The sequence below is a fragment of the Asticcacaulis endophyticus genome (assembly GCF_014652575.1).
Lineage (GTDB): Bacteria > Pseudomonadota > Alphaproteobacteria > Caulobacterales > Caulobacteraceae > Asticcacaulis > Asticcacaulis endophyticus.
Map to the genome: position 1 here is coordinate 20,136 of NZ_BMZB01000008.1, position 20,262 is coordinate 40,397.

Here is a 20,262-nt window from a genome sequence, read left to right on the forward strand (position 1 = left end):
GATGAGACTATTATTCCTCTCGGTATTGTGTCTGCTGCTGGCACCGGTCGCCGGGGCTGAGACCGCTATGCGTTCCGGCACCATTTCGCCGGGAGCGCTCTGGCCGGATGATAAGGGCGTGCATATCAACGCCCATGGCGGCGGCATTTTACAGCATGACGGCGTCTATTACTGGTTCGGCGAGCACAAGATCGCGGGTGATGCGGGCAACAGAGCCCATGTCGGCGTTCATGTCTACAGTTCGCGCAATCTCATCAACTGGAAGGACGAAGGCATCGCCTTGTCAGTGGTCGATGATCCGATGAGCGACATTGTGCGCGGATCGGTGATCGAGCGGCCCAAGGTGATCTATAACGCAAAGACCCGAAAGTTCGTGATGTGGTTCCATCTGGAGCTTAAGGGGCTGGGCTATAAGTCTGCGCGTTCGGCCGTTGCGGTCGCCGATACCGTCACCGGGCCATACCACTATGTTAACTCGTTTCGCCCCAACGCCGGTATCTGGCCGCTAAATCTGTCTGAGGCAGATAAAGATCCGGCCCGAACCGTTGTGGCGCGTGACTTTGAGACCGGGCAAATGGCCCGCGATATGACCCTGTTTGTCGATGATGATGGTGCGGCCTATCACCTTTATGCCTCCGAAGAAAATCACACCCTTCATATCTCCCGCCTTACGGATGATTACATGCGGCCTGCCGGAGACTATGCGCGCATGCTGCCCATGGGCAATGATGAGGCCCCGGCCATATTTAAGCATAAGGGCAAATATTATCTGATCACGTCCGGCCTGACCGGATGGGCACCGAACCCGGCCAAGTCCTATGTGGCGGATCATATATTCGGCCCGTGGACGGCGCTCGGTAATCCGGTGCGCGGCACGCTTGAGCAACAGGCCATAACCTTCGGCGGGCAATCGACCTTCGTTCTGCCCTATGGCAATGGCCATATCTTCATGGGCGATATATGGCGGCCGAAGGATGCCATTGATGGCCGTTACCTGTGGCTGCCGATTGAGTGGGACAAGGATAAACCGGTGATCCGTTGGTACGACACCTGGAATTTGAAAACTTTGGAGACGCCGCAATGACCCCGACCCGCCGCCAGATTATGAGCTTAACCGCCGCCGGTGTGGCTTCATTGAACGCGGTCGCGGCAACGGCTCAGACCAGCGGCCATATGGCTGTGGAATCTCCGGACAAGCGCTTGCAGGTGGTCGTCGATGTGTCGGGGGCCGTGCCGAACTGGAGTGCCCGCTTCGATGGCCGCGATATCCTGCTGCCGTCGGATCTGGGCCTATGGCTGGCCGAGGGGCGGTTGCTGGGGGAGGGGGCGCAGTTTATGGGCATGACCCCAAAATCGCACTCCGGGACATGGAGCCCAGTGCTCGGGCAATCTAGCGTTTACGACGCGACCTCACAGGAAGTGACGCTTCAGTTCGCCGACCCAAAATCCAGCGCCCGGTTCAATATCATCATCCGCGTGTTTAATGGCGCGGCGGCTGTGCGCTATCAATTGGTCAGCTTGCCCAAAGGCAAGCGGTTGCGGTTGATGGGTGAGCGCACTCAGTTCCGGTTTCCGGACAGCGCGCGGATATATTCCAGCCGCGACGAAGGCGATATCCATGTCTCTGCCCAGAACCGGCTGGCACCGCTGGAGCATCCGGACCTTACCATATCATCAGACCGCGGCGCCTATGCTGACCTGCCCCTGACGGTGGATGTCGGCAATGGGACCTTTGCCTATGTGGCCGAATCCGATCGCCTGCATTACCCGCGCTGCATGGTAAAGCCCCACGAAAAGGGCGGGCTGGTGACCTATCTCATGCGCTATCCCGGACGGGCGACCGGCTGGGGCGGGGAAGACGATACACCGGAAGAGGCTGAGTTCGATATTGATGTCGGCCAGAAAACGCCGTGGCGTATCCTGCTGGCGGCGGACAGCGCCAAGGGCCTGATTGAACAGCACCGCATTGTGCCGACACTGGCCACGGCCAACCAGTTGGGGGATGTGTCCTGGGTCAGACCCGGTCGGGCGTTTCGGATCATGAAGCCTTATTCGACAGAGGCGTCGCTAAAAGCCGTCGATTTCGCGGATCAGCACAAAATTGAATATGTTCTGTTCGACGCGCATTGGTATGGCGATGGCACGGATGCGTCTGAGCCGACCTACCCGATCAAGGCGCTCGATCTGCAACGGGTGATAGATTATGCCAAAACCAAAAAGATTGGCGTCATGCTCTATATCGACCGTGTGGCGGTCACTCGGGCGCTCGATGCCATGTGCAAGCTCTACCAGAAATGGGGCGTGGCCGGTGTCAAGCTCGGCTTTATGTGGGAAGGTCGCCAGTCGGACGTTGATTTCATCCATAAGGTGGTGAAAGCCTTTGGCGAGCATAGGATGGTGGTCAACCTGCATGATAATCTGCGGCCCGCGGGTTTAGAGCGCACCTTGCCCAACTATCTGACGCTGGAAGGGGTTAAGGGCAATGAGCAGTTTCCTGCCGCCCGTCATCATGTCAATCTGGCTTTCACGCGCCCGATTGCCGGGCCGATCGACTACACCATCTGCTATGCGCAGGAACGCAATCAGACGACCAATGCCCATCAACTGGCGCTGGCGGTGACTTGCTACAGTCCGCTGACCCTGCTCTACTGGTACGATAAGCCCGAAAAATATGCCGATAAGCCGTGGCCGGAACTGAAATGGTTCGACGACTGCCCGACCACCTGGGATGAGACGCGCGCCATCGCCGGGGAGATCGGTGAATATGTCGTCATCGCCCGTCGCAAAGGGGATGTCTGGTATCTGGGGGCCATTACCAATGAGATGGAGCGCCGTCTGGAGATCGACCTGTCATTCTTGGGCGGTGGAAGCTGGACCGCGACACGCTATATGGATGGTAATCTGAGCCGTCCGGCCTATAAGACAGCAGTGAAAATTGAAACGGTGGAGGTCATGGCCACGTCACGCCTGAAGCTGCAACTCAATGCGGCGGGCGGGCAGGCTATCCGTTTCGTACGCACAGGAGCCGGGAAAATCTGATGAAGGCTATAGTGTCCATATTGCTGGCGGGACTGTTTCTGCCGGTGGTAGCTCAGGCTGCCGAGCCGCCGCTGGTCGTGCCCGATACCCGCATGCCGTCAGGTGTGTGGATATCGGATCAGGGGGACGGCACCTATATTAATCCGGTGCTTCAGGGCGATTATTCTGATCCCGATGTGGTGCGGGTTGAGGATGACTATTACCTGACGGCCTCCAGCTTTACCAATGTGCCGGGGCTGCCCATTCTGCACTCCAAAGATCTGGTCAACTGGACTCTGATCGGCCACGCACTGGCGCGCAATGTGCCGGAGGCTCATCATGCCGTGCCGCGGCGCGGGGGCGGTGTCTGGGCGCCTGCCATTCGCCACCACAATGGCAAGTTTATGATCTATTATCCCGATCCGGATTTCGGGATATTTCTGGTGACCGCCGTGGACCCAAAGGGGCCGTGGAGTGCGCCGGTTCTGGTGGATAGTACCAAGGGCGCCATTGATCCGGCCCCCTTCTGGGATACGGATGGTCAGGGCTATCTCGTGATAGGTTTTGCCGGATCGCGGGCGGGTATTAAAAACATCATTACGCTGAAAAAGCTCAATGCCGACGGCACAAAAACGGTTGATGAGGGTGTGCGCATTATCGAAGGCGATAAACTGCCCAAGGTTAAAACCTCGCAAGGGCTGATGCCGTGGTTCACCACCGAAGGCCCCAAGCTCTATAAGCGCGGCGAATGGTATTACATCTTTGCGCCGTCGGGTTCGGTCAAAGGCGGCTGGCAGGGCGTGTTCCGCTCGAAATCAATTTATGGCCCTTATGAGGGGCGAAGCGTAATCGATCAGGGCAATACCGACATGAACGGCCCGCATCAGGGCGCGTGGGTCGATACGGCCCCAAAAAATGGAAAACCGGGTGAAGACTGGTTCCTGCATTTTCAGGACACGGATTCCTATGGCCGCCGCGTTATGCTGCAACCGATGCATTGGCAAAAGGACGGCTGGCCGATCATCGGTGAGCGTCAAAAAGGTCAGGTCTATGGTCAGCCGGTCTGGCGTCACAAGAAGCCTGCCTTGCCCTCGCAGCCAATCGCCCGCAACCCGGTGGATGATGATTTTGACAATGGCTATCACCTCGGCTGGCAATGGAGTTCTAATCCCGGCGACGACTGGGTTGACCAGTCGGTCAAAGGCGCGCTGCGCCTTAAATCCGTATCGTCACCGGTCAATCTGTGGGAAGCGGGCAATCTGCTGACCCAGAAACTGCCGGGCATGGGTTTCAGTGCGGCGACAAAGTTGACATTAACGCCCAATCTGGCCGGGGAACGTGCGGGTTTGCTGGTTCTGGGTTATGATTACGGCTGGATCGGGCTGGAAAATACCGCAGATGGTGTCAAGCTGGTGCAGGTCACACGACCGCGCGCCAATGCCGGAGGCAGCGAGACGGTTCTGACGGCACCGGTGCGTGTTGACGGGCCGGTCTGGGTGCGCGCCCGGTTTGAGCCGGTAACGGTCGCAGACCCTGTGCCGCAGTTTCCCCATTACTGGCCGTCAATGTTGCGCTCGACCCACGCCAGGGTGGCGTTCAGCTACAGTCTGGACGGGGTGAGTTTCACGCCGGTAGGGACGGGCATGATGACGCAGCCGGGGCGATGGGTCGGCACGCAGATAGGCTTGTTTGCGCAGGCCGCGTCAGGTACACCGGCGTTTGTGGCCACCCGTGTCGGCTATGCGCAGTTCGATAATTTCAGCGTGGTGCCTTGAGGCCTTATTGCGCTGCCAGAGCGTTTTCCCATCAAGTGGAATCACTTGATGGATCAGAAAGAGCGACCACTAAAAAATTAGAGCAAATTTACGATGCAATATGATCGAAATTTGCTCTATTAAATAGCTGTTCTAATTCGCGTTATCTGAATCGCTAGGGATATAAAATGAAACGTCAGCGTATGAGCGATCAGGGCGGCACGGTAACGATTCACGATGTGGCCAGACATGCAGGTGTCTCGTCCATGACCGTGTCACGCGTCATTAATAAAAACGTCAATGTGCGTGAGCCTTTGCGTGAAAAGGTCATGGCCTCGATCAAGGCCCTGAAATACACCATGAACATGGCCGCGAGGTCGACACGCGCCGGCATGGGCGGGGTTCGGATCGGCGTGTTATATTCTCACCCGTCGGCGTCCTATCTGAATGAGGTCATGCTGGGGGGGCTGGATCAGGCGGCGCGTCTGGGGGCGCAACTGTTGCTGGAAAAATGCGGCGGGTTGCAGTCGCAGAAAAACGCCGTCAACCGGCTGGTTGAAGCCGGGGTTGATGGGGTGATTCTGCCGCCGCCTTTGTGTGATTCCGCACCCACCGTGCAGATGCTGACCCGTGTGGGCATCCCTGTGCTGGCGTTGGCGACGGCGCGCCCCTTGCCGGAAGTCTCGGCTGTGCGTATCGACGACTTTCAGGGGGCTCTGGCCCTGACCCGACATTTGACCAAGCTGGGGCATAAGCGTATCGGGTTTATCAAAGGCAACCCGACCCACACGCCGACCGAAGTTCGTTATGAAGGCTTCCTCAAAGGGCTGTCGGAGGCGGGCATTACGCTGGACGAGGGGCTGGTGGTGCAGGGGCAGTTTACCTATAAATCCGGGCTCGAAGCCGGACGGGAGCTTCTGGATCGGAAAGACCCGCCCACCGCTATATTTGCCTCCAATGACGATATGGCTGCCGGTGTCATGGCGGTCGCGCACGGGCTAAAGATCTCAATCCCTGAGCAACTGAGTGTATGCGGGTTTGACGATACGCCGGTCGCCTCGACCATCTGGCCGCAACTGACCACGGTTCATCAGCCGATCGTGGCTATGGGGCGCAGTTCGGTCAGTACAATTTTCGAGCGGATCAAAGAGCTGAAATCGGGCGAACCGTCTAGGCCCGTCCATCAACTGATGAAATTCACCCTGATGGATCGCGATTCAACGGGGCCTGCGCCGAAATAATATCTGACGGCGCAGAGGATAAGTTTTCCGCCTTAATTGATATCGATATCTTTTGGTCTCGCCGGATTTTAGGGGGCAGGCATCACGCTATAAAGAGGAAATTATGCCGCAGGAACTGCCTTTTGACGAAAAATCGGCGTCTCCCGATGAGGTGTTTGTTCTTTCGGAAGGGACTCCCAATACGCTTGAGGGAATGTGGCCGGATCGACGGTACTACGTCATCAACCGTTTGGAACTGCATCTATATCGGGCGGCGTCAAAGCCACGGGCGCGGGCGCTGATTTATCCGGGGGGAGGCTATCTCGATCTGGTTCACGATAAGGAAGGGATAGAGATTGCCCTGTGGTTATCGGGTATCGGGATCGATGCCTATGTGGTGGTTCATCGGTTGCCGGGGGCGCTAAAAGCCGGTACGGGCGAGGTCTGGTCATCCGATATTGCGCTGAACGACGGTCTTTTGTGTCTGGATTTTCTGCACGCGCGCGATGATTTGCCGCTTTTGCATTTTGGGTTGTCGTCCGGCGGCCATCTGGCGGGCGTCATGGCCTGTCAGGCGCATCCTCTGGCGGCGGCAGGCGTCATGATCGGCTATGCGCCGGTCAATGCCAATCACCGTCGCTACAAGGCCCCGGCGGATAAGCCCGATTATCCGCCGGTTGAGAAACAGGACTTTTATGACGCCTGGCCCATCGGTATGGCGCAGGAACCGCACGGCGTGCCCAAAGTCCCGGTGTTTTTGGTTTATGCGCTTCACGATCAGCCAGTGCCGGTCGATCATGCGCTTAACTTCATCAAGGCCATGCAGCAACATGGCGGCGATCTGGAGGCGCATATTTTCCCACAGGCGCCGCACGGATTCGCTCTGCGTGACCTCGCCGGAACGCACGATCAATGGCCGCTTCTGGCGTCGCGCTGGATCGACCGGGTTTTGACAGCGCTGTAATTCGACAGTTGTGTCAAAATCTGTGGCATAAAGGCGTCAGTTAGCTGTATCCAACTGAATATATATTGACGCATTTGTCATGCAAGCGTAAGGTTTATTTGTGGTATCGATATCAAATTGATGCTGCTTTCTGATAACGATATCAAATTAGGGTTGGCGGCAAAGTTGTCGGGCGCTGCATAGGGATATGTACAGGCCAATATAATGACGACATGCACGTTAAGCGCCGGAGGAAACAAAATGAAAAGATACACACGGATGCGCGCGTGCGTGTCGGGGGCAGCTATGCTGTTTGCCATGAGCGTGACTGCTGCGGCTAACGCACAGGAGACGGCATCTGCGGAAGATGTCGATACAACCACGGTGGTGGTCACCGGTATTCGCGCCTCGGCGCGCTCCTCGCTTTCGATCAAGAAGAATACGCTTGAGGTCGTTGATTCCATTACGGCCGAAGATATCGGCAAATTGCCTGACACCAATGTGTCGGAAACCCTGACGCGCATTCCCGGTGTTCAGGGCTACCGGTACGGCGGTGAAGGGGCGTCCCCTGCGGGCTCAGGCTCCGGGGTCACTATTCGCGGCCTGTCGGGGCAGACAGCCTCTCAGCTCAATAGCCGGGTATTTTTCACCGCCGGGACGCGTGAGTTCAACGTCGAAAGCGCTATTCCGGGCATGGTTGCGGGCATCGATGTTTATAAGAACCCGTCGGCGGAGCATATCGAAGGCGGTATTGGTGGCCTTGTAAATATCCGCACACGTAACCCCAGTGATTTTAAGGGGCCAACCGTGTCTTTGGGGGCTACGGCGCGCTATAATGACCTGATCAAAAAGGCTGATCCTGAAATTTTCGGTCTGGTTGCCAACCGTTGGGATCTGGCCAATGGTGGCCGCATCGGCGTGATGGCGGCGGGGACTTTTAGCGAAAGCAGTGGGCGTTCTGATAATAATCCGGCCAATGGCGGGGCAAACTTCAAGCGCGCGATCCGTGCGGATGATGCTGAATATGCCGTTGCGGCGGGCGCTAATCAGGCCTATGCCGGGCGAACGGATACGTGGTTTCTGGCCAGTGTGCCGAGCACGGCCAATGTCCCGAATGCCAATCTGACATCCTTTACAGGCGCGCCCCTGACCAGTGCGCAGCAGGACAATATTATGGTCGCGCCTGCGCTGACCAATAACCTGTTCCAGGAAAGCATTTTCCGTACCCGCAAAGGGTTGAGCCTTGCCAGTGACTACCGGGTAAATGACAGTCTGCGCTTTTATGCCGAGTATAATTATAACTACTATCTGTACCATCAAAACTATCGCGGCCTGAATGCCGTTGACGGCGGTACAGTTCAAAATCTGACGACGACGCCGTTCGACTATACCGAAGGGCTGGCCAACCGTAACAGCAATGGCGGCTCAGATGACGTGGTCGTCGATCAGCGACTGGCAGGGGCGACCTTCCTCAATTCGACCCTGAATACAGTCGGTGGCGATGAGCATCACGAATACGATACGGCCTCTCTGGCCGGGGGTGTGGAATGGAAGCCGACGTCCCAGTTGGAGTTCAAAGCCGACCTGATGTATCTTGAAACCACGCGCTCTCAGGATAATCGCTCAGTCAATATGGACTCGGCGCCGGGTCTCGTCTGGAATATTGAGCGCACCACCACGGGTGAGCCGCATACCTTTGATATCTCCGGCCCAAGACTGGATGATGCGGCCAACTGGATTTTCCGCGACTATAATAATGGTGCCAACCAGAAGTGGGACGATAGTGCCTGGGCGGCGGCCTTTTCCGGCAAATATATGCCCGAAGCCGGACCGTTCTCCGCCGTCAAGTTCGGCGTTCGCTTTGCGCATCAGCAGGATGATTACCGCACCTACAATTTTTCCGGCCGACGCCTGACAACCGATGGTGGTTTGCGCACGAGCGCCAACATGATTTTCGGGTCGTCAATGGCGGATCTTCTGGTCAATGCGCCCCGCAACTTCATGCGCGATGAGACGGGCTATTCCGGCGGGTTCCTGGTGTTCGATTCCGACGCCCTGTTAGGCGATAATGTCCGCAACCGTTTCCCAAATGCCGGGATTGCGGCAGAGGCCTCATTACCTGAAGTAACCGCGAACCGTCGCTATAGCGAAGAAGACACCACCGCCGCCTTCCTTATGGGTGAGTTTACCTTCCTTGACGACCGGCTTAAGGGCAATGTCGGTGTACGCTGGGTGAAGACGGAGGGCTTCTTCCGCTCCGGTGCCGGGGCTTCTGCCATTGAGGCGTCGTCTTCCTATAAGAACACCCTGCCGTCGTTGAACGTGACCTATGATCTGACGGGCGACAATGATCTGTTGCTGCGATTTGGCTATGGCCGGGGCCTGACCCGTCCTGATCTGGGTCAGCTTAACCCGACCCTGTCCTATAGCGAATCCTTGGGGACGGGCAGTGCTGGCAATCCCGACCTGAAGCCGCAGGTGGCCGACAGTTATGACCTGTCGCTGGAAAAATACTTCTCCAGCACCAACTATGTGTCCGCAGCCGTATTCCGTAAGGAAATCGACAGCTTCTTCTTTGGTATCGCCGGCTGTGAAACCATAGCCGGGGCACCGGCACCCAGTGGTGTTGTGACGCCAACAGGGTGTGCCTCGCCGCAATATCTGGTGACGCGCACGGTCAATGCCGAGCCGGGCTGGGTCGAAGGGGTGGAACTATCGGGGCAATATTTCTTTGATGCTCTGCCGGGTATCTGGAGCCATTTCGGCGTTTCCGGGTCTTACACCTTCGTCGATACCGCCTTGCCGGTGAACTTCGGTACGGCCACGGCACCACGTTTTGTCATCATGCCTCAGCCGATGCAGTCAAAGCATAATTACAGCCTGACCGGCATGTATGAGGATGAGAAATTCTCGGCCCGTCTGGTCTATACCTACCGTTCGGATGCCATTCTGTTTGGAGCGTCGATCAACCCGATCGATGGCCGCTATATCCGTGAGTATGGGATTCTCGATCTGGCGCTCAACTATAATCTGACAGAGCGGGTGGCGGTGAGCTTTAATGCCATGAACCTGACCGATCAGGCGCTTAACCGGAATGTGGGTGAGCCCTTCGGTTATGAAACCAACATTGAGCGTCAGCATTTTGCCAATGGTCGCAACTTCTCGCTGGGGGTGCGCTATAAGTTCGGCGGGTAGTATCTAAAGGTTTTAGTCGATTGAGAGCAGGGGCTGCGGCATCATATGTCGCAGCCTTTTTTATTTAATGATTTCAGTTGATTGGCTTGGTTCTGCCCTCCTGTGGTAATTTGGAAACGGTGGGCGGCGTTGTGATTGTGCGGGCGGGTTTGGCTTGACAGATTAGAAAATTTTCTGATAACGATATCAGAATATCGCAGTCCCTTTGCGCCATTTTTTGTTATCGATAACTTTTATGGTGGTCTCTAAGGGGTGGCGGTCAGGCAATTAAAACAACAGGCCGGGTTACAGAGCCGGCGGGAGAAACAGATGGAAAAGGATAAGGCCCGTAACGGGCGCTGCGGGACTGCGCAGATTTCATATCAGGCGATGCTGGTGGCCTTGGGCGTCGGGCTTATGGCCGTCCCGGCTGTAGCGCAAGAACCGGCGCAGGCTCCGGTTCAGGCGCAGACACAAGCGGTACCTGATGAGGTCGACGACGGCACTGAAACGGTCATCGTCACCGGCGTTCTGGCCAATACCAAGGCCAAGAAGGCCAACGTATCCTATTCGGTCCTCACCGAGGACGATATGTCAAAGTTCACACCGATCAGCGCCGATGACATGCTCCGCGATATGCCGGGGGTGGTTGTGGAATCCAACGACGGGGTCGCGCGCAACGAAGTCTTTACGCGCGGCATGACGATCGGCACGGGCTCGAACACATCGGGCTATTTCTGGACGACCATTCTGGAAGATGGCTTGCCGACGGTGCCGTTCAAATTCAGCGGATTTCAGGATGGCTATTTCTTCCGCTCTGACCTGAACACCAGCCGGGTGGAATCCGTTCGGGGCGGCTCATCTGCGACGGCCGTGACCACCTCGGTCGGGGCAACCTTTAACTACATCACCGGTAAGGTTCGCCCCGGTGCGTCGATACAGACCAAGATTGGTTTCGAGGGCGAGGATCTGCATCTGTCGTGGAAACAGGTGGACGGCTATTACGGCTGGCTGAACAAGGCGGGCGATTTTGGCTATAGCGCCAGCGGGTTCTATCGTCGCTCAAACGGTCAGGTTAATCCGGGTTGGGACCTTAACCACGGTGGCCAGTTAAAGTTCAATCTGTACAAGAGCTATGAAAGTGAAAATGGCTCCGGCACCATCAATGTGACGTTCAAGCACCTTGACGATACCAATGCTGAATTGACCACCTTCCAGCAGCCTGCCTATGGCTACGAAGATTCAGAAGCCATTCCCGGTTTTCCGCGTGATGTGAACCTGTTCATGAATGGCGGCAAGCAAAGCGTGCCGAACTATAATAAGCCGGGTACGCACGCACTCGATCCCTCAGACGGCTATCAATACCAGCAGGATGCGGTGTGGCTGCGTTGGGAGCATCAAACCAATGGTGCGTGGAACTATGCCGGGGCTCTGCGCCTTCAGAAATCGACCTATGACGGGCAATCCTATAAGCCCCAAAGCCTGACCTCGATCGCGTCCGCCGCGGCGACGCGGGAGCGCTATGGCCTGAATATCAACAATCTGGATCGCACACCCGGCTACTATGAATATTACGACTCGACGGGCGCTCTGCGGGCGCGGGTGGCCAACAATGTGAGCGGCTCACAACTGGGCACAAACTATCGCACCGGTGCCGCGTGTCCGGTGGTTCCGGGAGCAGCCTGGACGGCAAACAGCCTGTGCCTCGTGGCGAACACTTTACCTAACCGCGAAGTCGACGTCCGCGGAGGCACGGTAACCGCTACGACCGGAACGGGCTCAACCCTATATCCGGCGGCGGGTCTTAACCGGGACCTCGTTATGCTGACGCGGGCAGAAGATAATGAGCGGTCATCTGATGACGTGATCGGCAATCTGACGGCGACCTATCGTCAGGATACTTACAGCATCAATATGGGGCTTTATATTGCACGCTCCGAACAGACCAATGACAACTGGGCCAACGGGTTGGGCGTATCCGCCTGGGCCGACGGTCAGGTTGAAAATCTGAATGTGCGCTACGTCACCAATACCGGCACCACCTATCAACTGACGGACGCAGGCGGCTGGGGGGCTTACGGTTCCGGTCTGTTTACGACGGTGTTCCAAAAAGCGAAGATTGTTGAGATATCTCCCTACATCGGTATCTCATGGTCACCGAATGAGCACTGGGACTTAAGCGCCAGCGTGAAGCAGCAGCGTATCAGTGCCAAAACCTATTCCGAGACTTGGGATACCCGTAATTCGGGGGCCGGTTCTTTGGCGAACGGCGGTCTGGATGGTAATCCGCTGACGGTATTCGATAATGTTTATATGATCAGGAACGTCTCAAAGATCATCGAAGCCGATAAGAACGTCACCAACCTCAATGTCAGCGCGGCGGTGGGGTATAACATCAACGCCAAAAACAAGGTCTATTACCGCTACATGGACGGCAAGCAGCCGGCCATGGGGATCATTAACCGCTATTCGACCGTGGCTACTCTGGCGCGTCCGTTAGGGCCTACGGGCTATGTTAAGTCCCACGAAGCGGCCTATACCTTTGGGGACAGCAAGTTCAACGGGCAGGTGACCCTGTTCTATCAAAGCTTTGCGATCAACGACTATCCGACCGCCGTCGATACGGACAATGTATCGACCTATCTGTTGCCGGAAAACTTCAACACCTACTTCACGCGGGGCGTTGAATCCTGGTTCAAGTGGAAGGTCACGCGCAAGCTGTCGTGGGATGCGTCGGTGACCTATCTCAACGGCAAAACGACCGAGGCCTATACCTGGCTCAACACGGGTGCGAACGGCAATGGTGCCGCTGATGACCTATTGCGCATCGATTCCGGCATCTTAAGCCGCACACCCAAGTGGACGGTCAGCAACACGATTTCCTACAAATGGGATGACTTCCGCATCAATCTGCGCCACCGCTGGATGGATAAGCGTAAGGTCAATACCAATCCGGTCGATACCCGCTGGCTGCCGACGCAGGACAATCTGGATATCTCGGTTCAGTACGAAGGCATCAAGGATACCCGCATCATGCTGGATATCCGCAATGCGCTCGATACCCAGTATGTCTCGGCCTACGATACGATGGTCACGACGGGCCTGACGAACAATGTCCAGCTTTACGATGTCGTGGCTCAGTTGCCGGAGTCGGGCTTCCTGCTCAAGCGCAATGCGCCGCGCTCAGTTTGGCTGACGGTCAGATACGACTTCTAAGCTAAACAAAGTCTGCGATTGGGGCGGTCAGGTCTATGGCCAGACCGCCCTTTGGCCGTTTATCATGGTCCAAAATTATAAACGACGGTGTGAGGAAATTTCATGAGACGTGTGCGCACCCGCCTGACAGCCCAAGTAACGGCATGGATAGTTTCAACTTCAGTCGCGGCGGTGGCTTTGGGTTTCTTGCCGCAAGTTTTACGGGCCGAAGAGGCCCAAGCTGTCACACAGGTAAACACGCGTAGCTTCACCATAAGGCCGGGCGGCGTCCACCTAAGTTTTTCCGATGACGCGATCCGCTCTTTCAAAGCGCGCGTCGCAAACAACCCCGAAGTTGCTGATCAATGGCAAAACATCAAAGCCGAGGCCGACCGGCAAGTCGCCCTTCCGACTAAAGACCTGATCCGCGATGGGCGGCGGCTGACCGATGCGCTTGAGCCGATGATCCTTGCCTACCGCATGACAGGCGATGCCCGTTATCGCCGCAAACTGCATGAGATTTTGCGCGGCTTCTGTGCCCAATCTAATCTTGTCACTGATGCGCCGCTGCTGAAGCGCGATCCGGTGTGGAACTCTGATCTGGGCATGGGCTTTTCGGGTGAGATGTTCGGCCTGATTTATGACTCGATCCGGGGGGAGTTAACGCTGGTCGAGCGTCAGGAACTGGCTTCCGGCTATATTCAAAAGCTGGTCACGCCGGTATTTAACGACTGGATCGATGGCCGCCAGCGCATCCACACTCTGGATACTATGGGCCATAACTGGTGGGCCCATATTGTGTTCGGCACCGGTGTCGGGCTTGTCGCCATTTCGCGCGATGATCCCCGCGCCATGGCCTATCTTGACCGACTGGAAACAGCCGGTGTTGAGTGGTGGCACTATAAGGGCAGCCGCATCGAATCCAAGGTTGAAACCTTTGATACTGACGGTGGTAATCTGGAAAGCGTGAACTATGCTGAACTGGCGGTCGGCACCTATCTGGAGTTCCGGCTGGCCTGGCAGGAGATGTTCAAAGAAGCGCCTGCCGATATTCCGGTGGTGGAAAAGTCCGTCGATTTTCTGACCCATAACGCCTACCCGACGCGCGCGAAGCTGCTGCACGTCAATTTTGGCGACGGCAATATCGATAAGAACTATTCACGCACAGCCGCCAATTACTGGCTCATGGGGAAAAAGCGGCCGGTTGATCTCTGGTACATGACGCAGTCGGCAACGGCGGGCGATGGCAAGGACATACGCTACCGGCCGCGCTATCTTGTTCAGATACCTCTGGCGACAGAAAATGATGGGGCAGGGCAAACGCCAGATCTGCCGCTTAGTGCCTGGTATCGCAGTATGGGCTGGGCGACGCTTCGGACGTCATGGGTGGCGGATGCGACCTTGCTGGCCGTTCGATCAGGCTATACCTGGAATCACAGCCATGCCGATGCCGGGTCGTTCATTCTGTTCCATAAGGGCAAGCCCCTGCTGATCGATTCCGGTAATTCATCTTATGGGCGCAAGGAATATGACGGCTATTACCGGCAGACTCAAGCCCACAGTGTGGCGACGTTTAACGGCAAGGCTGAACCGGCTGAGGATACCTATATCGCCTCACATCTGCCCGGGCAGATACCCAATATGCTGGATGCGGCAGGGCTGCGATATGTGTTCGCAGACGCCACAGGGCCGACATCAGCCAATTTTGCCCGTAATTTCCGGCACTTTCTCTGGGTCGATGGGGTAATCCTTATCTATGATGATCTCAAAGCCCGCGCGCCCGGACAATTTGCCTTCCAGTTACACACTGAAGGCGAAACAAAGCGTCAGGGCCAGAACCTGATCGTCAAAAACGGCGACGCTTCGGTGCAGGTCAGGCCGCTGTTTCCGGCCACCTTCCCCGATGCCGGACTGCCCACGGACTATCCGGAAAATATGCGTCTGGAGGAGCTATCCGGCTATAAGGATCATGCCCCGGATACGCGCACGACCTATTATGCCTTCCTGCCTGCGGATAAGGCTGAGCGGCAAAAGTTCCTCACGGCGATTATCCCGCAGGGTGACGGCAACGCGCCTGAGATCGAGCGGCTGAACGGGCCGGACATGATCGGTGCCCGCATACGCCGTGACGGGCGGGTGACGGATGTCTATATCAACCTCAAGGCTGACGGCAGCATTAAGCATCGCAACGCCACGGCCACCCTGATGGGCTGGCAGACGGACGCCTACATGCTGTCGATTACCTACAAAGCGGGGGCTGAACCATCGCCCTCGACGGTTGAGCGCCTGTTTGTGGCCGATGGCAGCTATCTGCGTCATGGCAGCACGCTTATGCTCGATAGCCTGTCCAAGCGCTTCCTCATCGCGGATTATAGGCAGACACCCTCATTCCGGGTGCAGGGTCAGAGCGACGCCGAACTGGGCCTGTGGCTGCCGCGAGTATCGGGGCATGTTGTGGTCAATGATCAGCGGGTTGCGCTGACCGGTAAGGATCGTTTCGTGCGTTTGCGCTGCTGCTAACGGGGAGGTGAGATCGTGGCAACAGACTATGGTATGCAGGTCGTCGCACCGTTTAGTCCCTTGATCATCAAGGCTACCGCGCCGGTATCGGTGGTGGTCGGACTGAACGCACGGGTCGATCAGATCCTGAGCGGGCAGGATGAGCGCCGCTCGCGCGACTGGTCACAGCATCTGGCGGGTAATCTGACGACGGAGATCCGCATGACCGATATTATTCGTGACTTGCCGGATCTGACGGATTTTCTCTACGATGTGGCGCGGACCTATACTTACCGCTGTGAAAATGCCCTTTTGAACTACGGCAACTATAGCGAAACCGAAGAGCTGAAAGACAAGAAGCTTGAGATCCAGATCAAAGAAGGCTGGGTCAATGACATGCGCGCCGGCGATTTCAATCCGGTGCATTATCATCAGGGCTGTATCTATAGCTGCGTGCTCTTTCTGAAAATTCCGGAGGATTATGAGGCTGAATTTCAGGCTGATAAACACCGCCAGAACAGTGTCGGCTGCTTGCAGTTCATTGACAGCCGCACCGCTGTCGGGACGCGTAACCTGTTTATGGTCAAACCGGTCGTCGGGGAGTTTTATCTGTGGCCGTCATGGATGCTGCACTGCGTTTATCCGTTTCGCGGTGTGGGCATAAGGCGCAGCATGAGCATCAATATGGCGCTGGCCTGATAGGTGAGCCCTGCCGCAGACAGGCATCTGCGGCAGGGTTTTTGTCATTTGAATGAGACACCTTCAACGTGATCGCCGATTTCAAGTAAATCAGGCTGCGCGCCGGTCAGTTTTTTGCCACCGACCGTGACGTTTTCTATGGAAATGCCGCGCACTTTGCGGTCTGGGGAATAGCCCCGGATCAGTGACGGCGCGAACGCGCCAGAGCCGGTGAAGTGAATATTGCGGAACTTAATATCGTCGATGCCGCGTCCGGGGCTGGTGTTATATTTCTGGTTATAGAGTACCTGCAGGCTGAACAGTTTACCTTCCTCGATACGCTCAACGCGCCAGTCCTCAAAGGTGATGTTGCGCACCAGATTATCATCCCCGACCATCAACCCAATCGCGCCCTGATAGTCGGGTTCATCTTCGTCGTGATCCAGAACATCGACATTGCGAAAGGTGACGTTTTCAATAACTTCGGCGTCAGGATGGTGAGCAGAAGGGGTGTTTCCGTGAATGCCCATCATGACGTTGTGAGCCACATCGGCCCACAGGGTTGCCTCGCTGACGCGAATGTTGCGGCTATCGCCCCAGGTATCCCAGCGGTGGTTATAGATCGTGATATTGTCATCGGAGGTGCGCAGGAACACATTGCGGATTTCCACGTCCTGACAGGCGAAATGGCCCAGCCCATCCGACCACTGACCGCCGCCAATCAAGCGGATGCCAATTTCCCTGACATTTGTCGAATTGAAACAGGCCATGGTGCCGTGCTTCTGATTGATATGGATCGTACCGTCGATCGTAACATTTTTCGAGTTGCGGATGATCGTCTGGCCGGCATCGACAAACAGTCCATCGCTGAGGACTATGACGTTCTCGACGTTTTCAATCAGGAGGGGGCTTTTGATGACAGCAGACCCATCGATATAGACCGTCGTGTTTGATTTCAGGCGGATATCGCCCGAATAGACACCGGGTTTAGCCGGCACAGCCTCTAACAGGGCACGGCCTTGTGCACTGTCGATGAAGGCCGACACAACCGATCTGGCGATCCTGTCCGAAATGATGTGCAAGCGATCATCCTTTCCTCGAATGGCCAACAGCGGACTCTGCTGATCAAGACCGCCCGCGCCTATGTGGCCATAGGATTTGAGCATTTCACGCGTTTCAGTGGCTTGGGCGTACGCATTCAGTCGGTTCGTCACAGCATCGGACCAGGTCATGACAAGGGTCGCGCGCGCTTCGATCAGGTGGTTGGTCCCGACTGTTCCGGTTCGCTTTGGAAAAACAGCCCAGTAGGCGCCGCGCCAGAAAGGCTCTTCGAGCGTTAGTGTGGTCTTAGGCAATGCGCCGCGATCGCGAAGGCGATCCCAGAAGAGGCCGTCCAGTGCATGTCCAAACACGACGGAAAACGTACTGTTCGCATGGTTGCGGCGTTTCAGCTCTGCGTGGATCAACGCGATATCCGGGGCGATTGTTTTTGCAATTATGTCGGCCAATTGCGCGGACTATTTACGCAAGGGTGCCATCTGAGCCGGACCCAGAACCGGAATAGCCGTCGTGACTACATCGCCCTCGCGACGGAGCATGTTGAAAGTTTCAAGGAGGTTTATCTGGCTGTCTGTTACCCGTGTACCTCTCTGTCGCAGGGCCGCTATCGAGATGCCTTCCCGCGCCAGAAAAAGCAGTCGTCCATTGTCGTCCATTTTGATGATGCGATGGGGTGTGCGGACGGCATTGATACAAAAACAATGCAAATCCCACTGCGTGAGGTCTTCCGGTGGGGCGAGAGACTGAGCGTGCAGTTGGCCGACCGCGGACGCTAATCCTACAGCGACTAAGCGCATTATGGCTTTTCGGCGATGCATGGCGTGGTCCACACTTTATTTGATAGTGAGTGTAAAAAAACTATCATATAATCGTTTCTAGGTCCGGATCATCTTTTAGTGATTGTGTTCGACTCAGCGATCAATTGGTATCGTAAGAGAGTTTTCGAGGAGAAATTCAGAGAAACAAGTTCTACTGTTTCCACATTTCTTGACTTCAAGTGGGGGAAGCAAGGCTGCGATTTCCGCTTTCATGCATATTCTCTCCAACTGCATCCAACTCGGTTCTATTTCTCCTATGGGCGCAAGAGCGACACAGGCGGAGATGATGGTCAAGACGATTTTGAAATAAGTTGCCTTAAAAAACGTCAAAATTATCAATAGGTAATTTTGGTGTTCAATTCTTTGCTCAACTTTTTGCTATACTGAAGCGATGTGGATGATCGCTAACGGATTGCAATGAGAGTAAATCGACAAAGCCTAGGTATTTTTACACCGGCCGACAAACACGCTGCTGGCCAGGCCCGTTTCTGTCGCCAAAATTTGCCTTAGAAACTGCTATCAAGAAGATTGATCATCGCGGTAGCCGCACACTATAGTTGCGACGCAGGCAAGGGAATGGGATGTCATCAGATCGTATCGACGGATGGAAGGCGATCGGCGCATACTTTAACCGTGACCGAACGACGGTTATGAGGTGGGCTCGTACGCGCAGCTTGCCGGTCCGCCGCCTGCCGGGCGGCAAGATCTCCACAGTCTTTGCGTTACGCCAAGACCTCGATCGATGGGCTTCCAGCCAATCCAGCCTTGATGACGAGCCGCCTGCCGATACGCAGGATACGGGGGCAGCCCTGTCGAAGCGGGTCAGGCTTTTTTGGGCGGCGGGCGCGGCTGTCCTGACGGCTGTTATCGTGGCGGCAGCGCTTCTGTGGCCGCGTGACTCAGGCGCGCCGACCGTACAGACCCTGCCATCTGATCCAGCGCTCAGCCAACTCTATCTGCAGGCTCGCGGCGACTGGGCGCAGAGGCGGCCCGAAACTCTGGCGCGTGCCATTGTCGGCTTTGAAACCCTCACGCGGGCCGAACCCGATTACGCGCCGGGTTGGGCGGGGCTGGCGGAAGCCTACATCCTGGCCCGAGAATTCGGCACGATGACGGATGACAGCGCTTTTCCCAAGGCGAAGGCTGCCGCTGAAACCGCCTTGCGTCATGATCCGGATCTCGCCAGCGCGCACCGTGCCCTTGGCTTTGTGCATTACTGGTGGGACAATGCCTCCCGTGAGGCGGGTGTGGATTTTCGCCGCGCGCTGGCGCTGGCGCCGCGCGATGCTCAGACCCATTTCTGGTATGGCAATATTCTGGCTGACAACGGTCAGCACGTCGCGGCCATGCGCGAACTCGATACGGCGCGCCTTATAGAGCCGGGTTCCGTCGCCATTCAGGTCGATCACGCGTGGGCGCAATGGGGTGCCGGCAACGAAGCCGAGGCGCGGCAGGCCTTTGACGACCTGGCGCGCAGTCATCCCGAATTTGCCGTCATCTTTGATTGCCTGAGCGAAATTAATCTGAGCGACGGTGACTATGTTGGCTACATTCAGAACCTTGGCACCTATGCCCGGCTGCGCAAGGACGATGCCTTGCTCAAGCATGTCGAGGCTTTGCGCACGGCGTTGAAAACCGGCACAGAGGCGGTTCAGGACGCTCTGATGCGGCGCGCCCTGGCTGAGATCGCTTCGGGCGAGCAAAAAACGCACATTCGGCCGGTTTTTCTGGCCTCGCTCGCGCAGAACCGCAAACAAACACTGGCGTTCCTTGAACAGGCTGAAATCCGCCAGGAGGTCTGGGGAAACGCCGCCACGACAACTCAGATCAGGAAAGTGTGGCTTGATGATGCGGAGATTGCCGAACGTGTGCGGCGTCGCCGTGCTGAGCTGGTCGAGTAAGGC

The 20,262-nt window shown here is 56.4% G+C and carries 12 protein-coding genes; 11 read left to right on the forward strand and 1 reads right to left on the reverse strand.

Annotated elements, in window-relative coordinates; all coding sequences use genetic code 11:
• The first annotated feature begins 1 nt into the window (after window position 1).
• The 9 genes from IE102_RS17015 to IE102_RS17055 all read left to right on the forward strand — a co-directional run bounded on the left by IE102_RS17015 (window position 2) and on the right by IE102_RS17055 (window position 16,502).
• Window positions 2-1,084 (forward strand): glycoside hydrolase family 43 protein, encoded by a 1,083-nt coding sequence (locus IE102_RS17015; protein ID WP_189488992.1) that lies wholly within the window; start codon window positions 2-4, stop codon window positions 1,082-1,084.
• Window positions 1,081-3,039, forward strand: a complete 1,959-nt coding sequence (locus tag IE102_RS17020; protein ID WP_189489002.1) for a glycoside hydrolase family 97 protein — start codon at window positions 1,081-1,083, stop codon at window positions 3,037-3,039. The genes IE102_RS17015 and IE102_RS17020 overlap by 4 nt, the downstream gene beginning before the upstream one ends.
• The gene (locus IE102_RS17025) at window positions 3,039-4,793 is read left to right on the forward strand and encodes a glycoside hydrolase family 43 protein (protein WP_189489004.1); all 1,755 of its coding nucleotides are present in this window, start codon (window positions 3,039-3,041) and stop codon (window positions 4,791-4,793) included. Before IE102_RS17020 ends, IE102_RS17025 begins: the two co-directional genes overlap by 1 nt.
• Window positions 4,794-4,960: 167 nt before the next feature.
• Entirely contained in the window at window positions 4,961-6,013 is a 1,053-nt protein-coding gene (locus tag IE102_RS17030) for a LacI family DNA-binding transcriptional regulator (RefSeq protein WP_229807843.1), read from the forward strand.
• A 103-nt stretch (window positions 6,014-6,116) separates the two neighbouring features.
• A complete protein-coding gene (locus IE102_RS17035) occupies window positions 6,117-6,956 on the forward strand; it encodes an alpha/beta hydrolase (RefSeq protein ID WP_189489006.1) in 840 nt (279 codons plus the stop codon).
• A gap of 240 nt (window positions 6,957-7,196) precedes the next feature.
• Entirely contained in the window at window positions 7,197-10,130 is a 2,934-nt protein-coding gene (locus IE102_RS17040; protein WP_189489008.1) for a TonB-dependent receptor, read from the forward strand.
• A 309-nt stretch (window positions 10,131-10,439) separates the two neighbouring features.
• Window positions 10,440-13,325 carry a TonB-dependent receptor plug domain-containing protein gene (locus IE102_RS17045; protein ID WP_189489010.1) on the forward strand — a complete coding sequence of 962 codons (2,886 nt, stop codon included), beginning with the start codon at window positions 10,440-10,442 and terminating at the stop codon, window positions 13,323-13,325.
• Window positions 13,326-13,427: 102 nt separating this feature from the next.
• The gene (locus IE102_RS17050; protein ID WP_189489012.1) at window positions 13,428-15,824 is read left to right on the forward strand and encodes a heparinase II/III domain-containing protein; all 2,397 of its coding nucleotides are present in this window, start codon (window positions 13,428-13,430) and stop codon (window positions 15,822-15,824) included.
• A 15-nt stretch (window positions 15,825-15,839) separates the two neighbouring features.
• Window positions 15,840-16,502 carry a putative 2OG-Fe(II) oxygenase gene (locus IE102_RS17055; RefSeq protein ID WP_189489014.1) on the forward strand — a complete coding sequence of 221 codons (663 nt, stop codon included), beginning with the start codon at window positions 15,840-15,842 and terminating at the stop codon, window positions 16,500-16,502.
• Between the two features lie 44 nt (window positions 16,503-16,546).
• Here the strand turns inward: IE102_RS17055 and IE102_RS17060 are convergent, their stop codons facing one another.
• Window positions 16,547-17,893 carry a glycoside hydrolase family protein gene (locus IE102_RS17060; protein WP_189489016.1) on the reverse strand — a complete coding sequence of 449 codons (1,347 nt, stop codon included), beginning with the start codon at window positions 17,891-17,893 and terminating at the stop codon, window positions 16,547-16,549.
• Between IE102_RS17060 and IE102_RS17065 the strand changes: the two genes are divergently transcribed.
• Together IE102_RS17065 and IE102_RS17070 are read left to right on the forward strand one after the other, a co-directional pair.
• Window positions 17,882-18,316, forward strand: coding sequence for a hypothetical protein (locus IE102_RS17065; protein WP_189489018.1), 435 nt, complete (start codon window positions 17,882-17,884; stop codon window positions 18,314-18,316). The genes IE102_RS17060 and IE102_RS17065 overlap by 12 nt on opposite strands.
• A 623-nt stretch (window positions 18,317-18,939) precedes the next feature.
• Window positions 18,940-20,259, forward strand: coding sequence for a tetratricopeptide repeat protein (locus tag IE102_RS17070; protein ID WP_189489020.1), 1,320 nt, complete (start codon window positions 18,940-18,942; stop codon window positions 20,257-20,259).
• The last annotated feature ends 3 nt before the right edge of the window (window positions 20,260-20,262 follow it).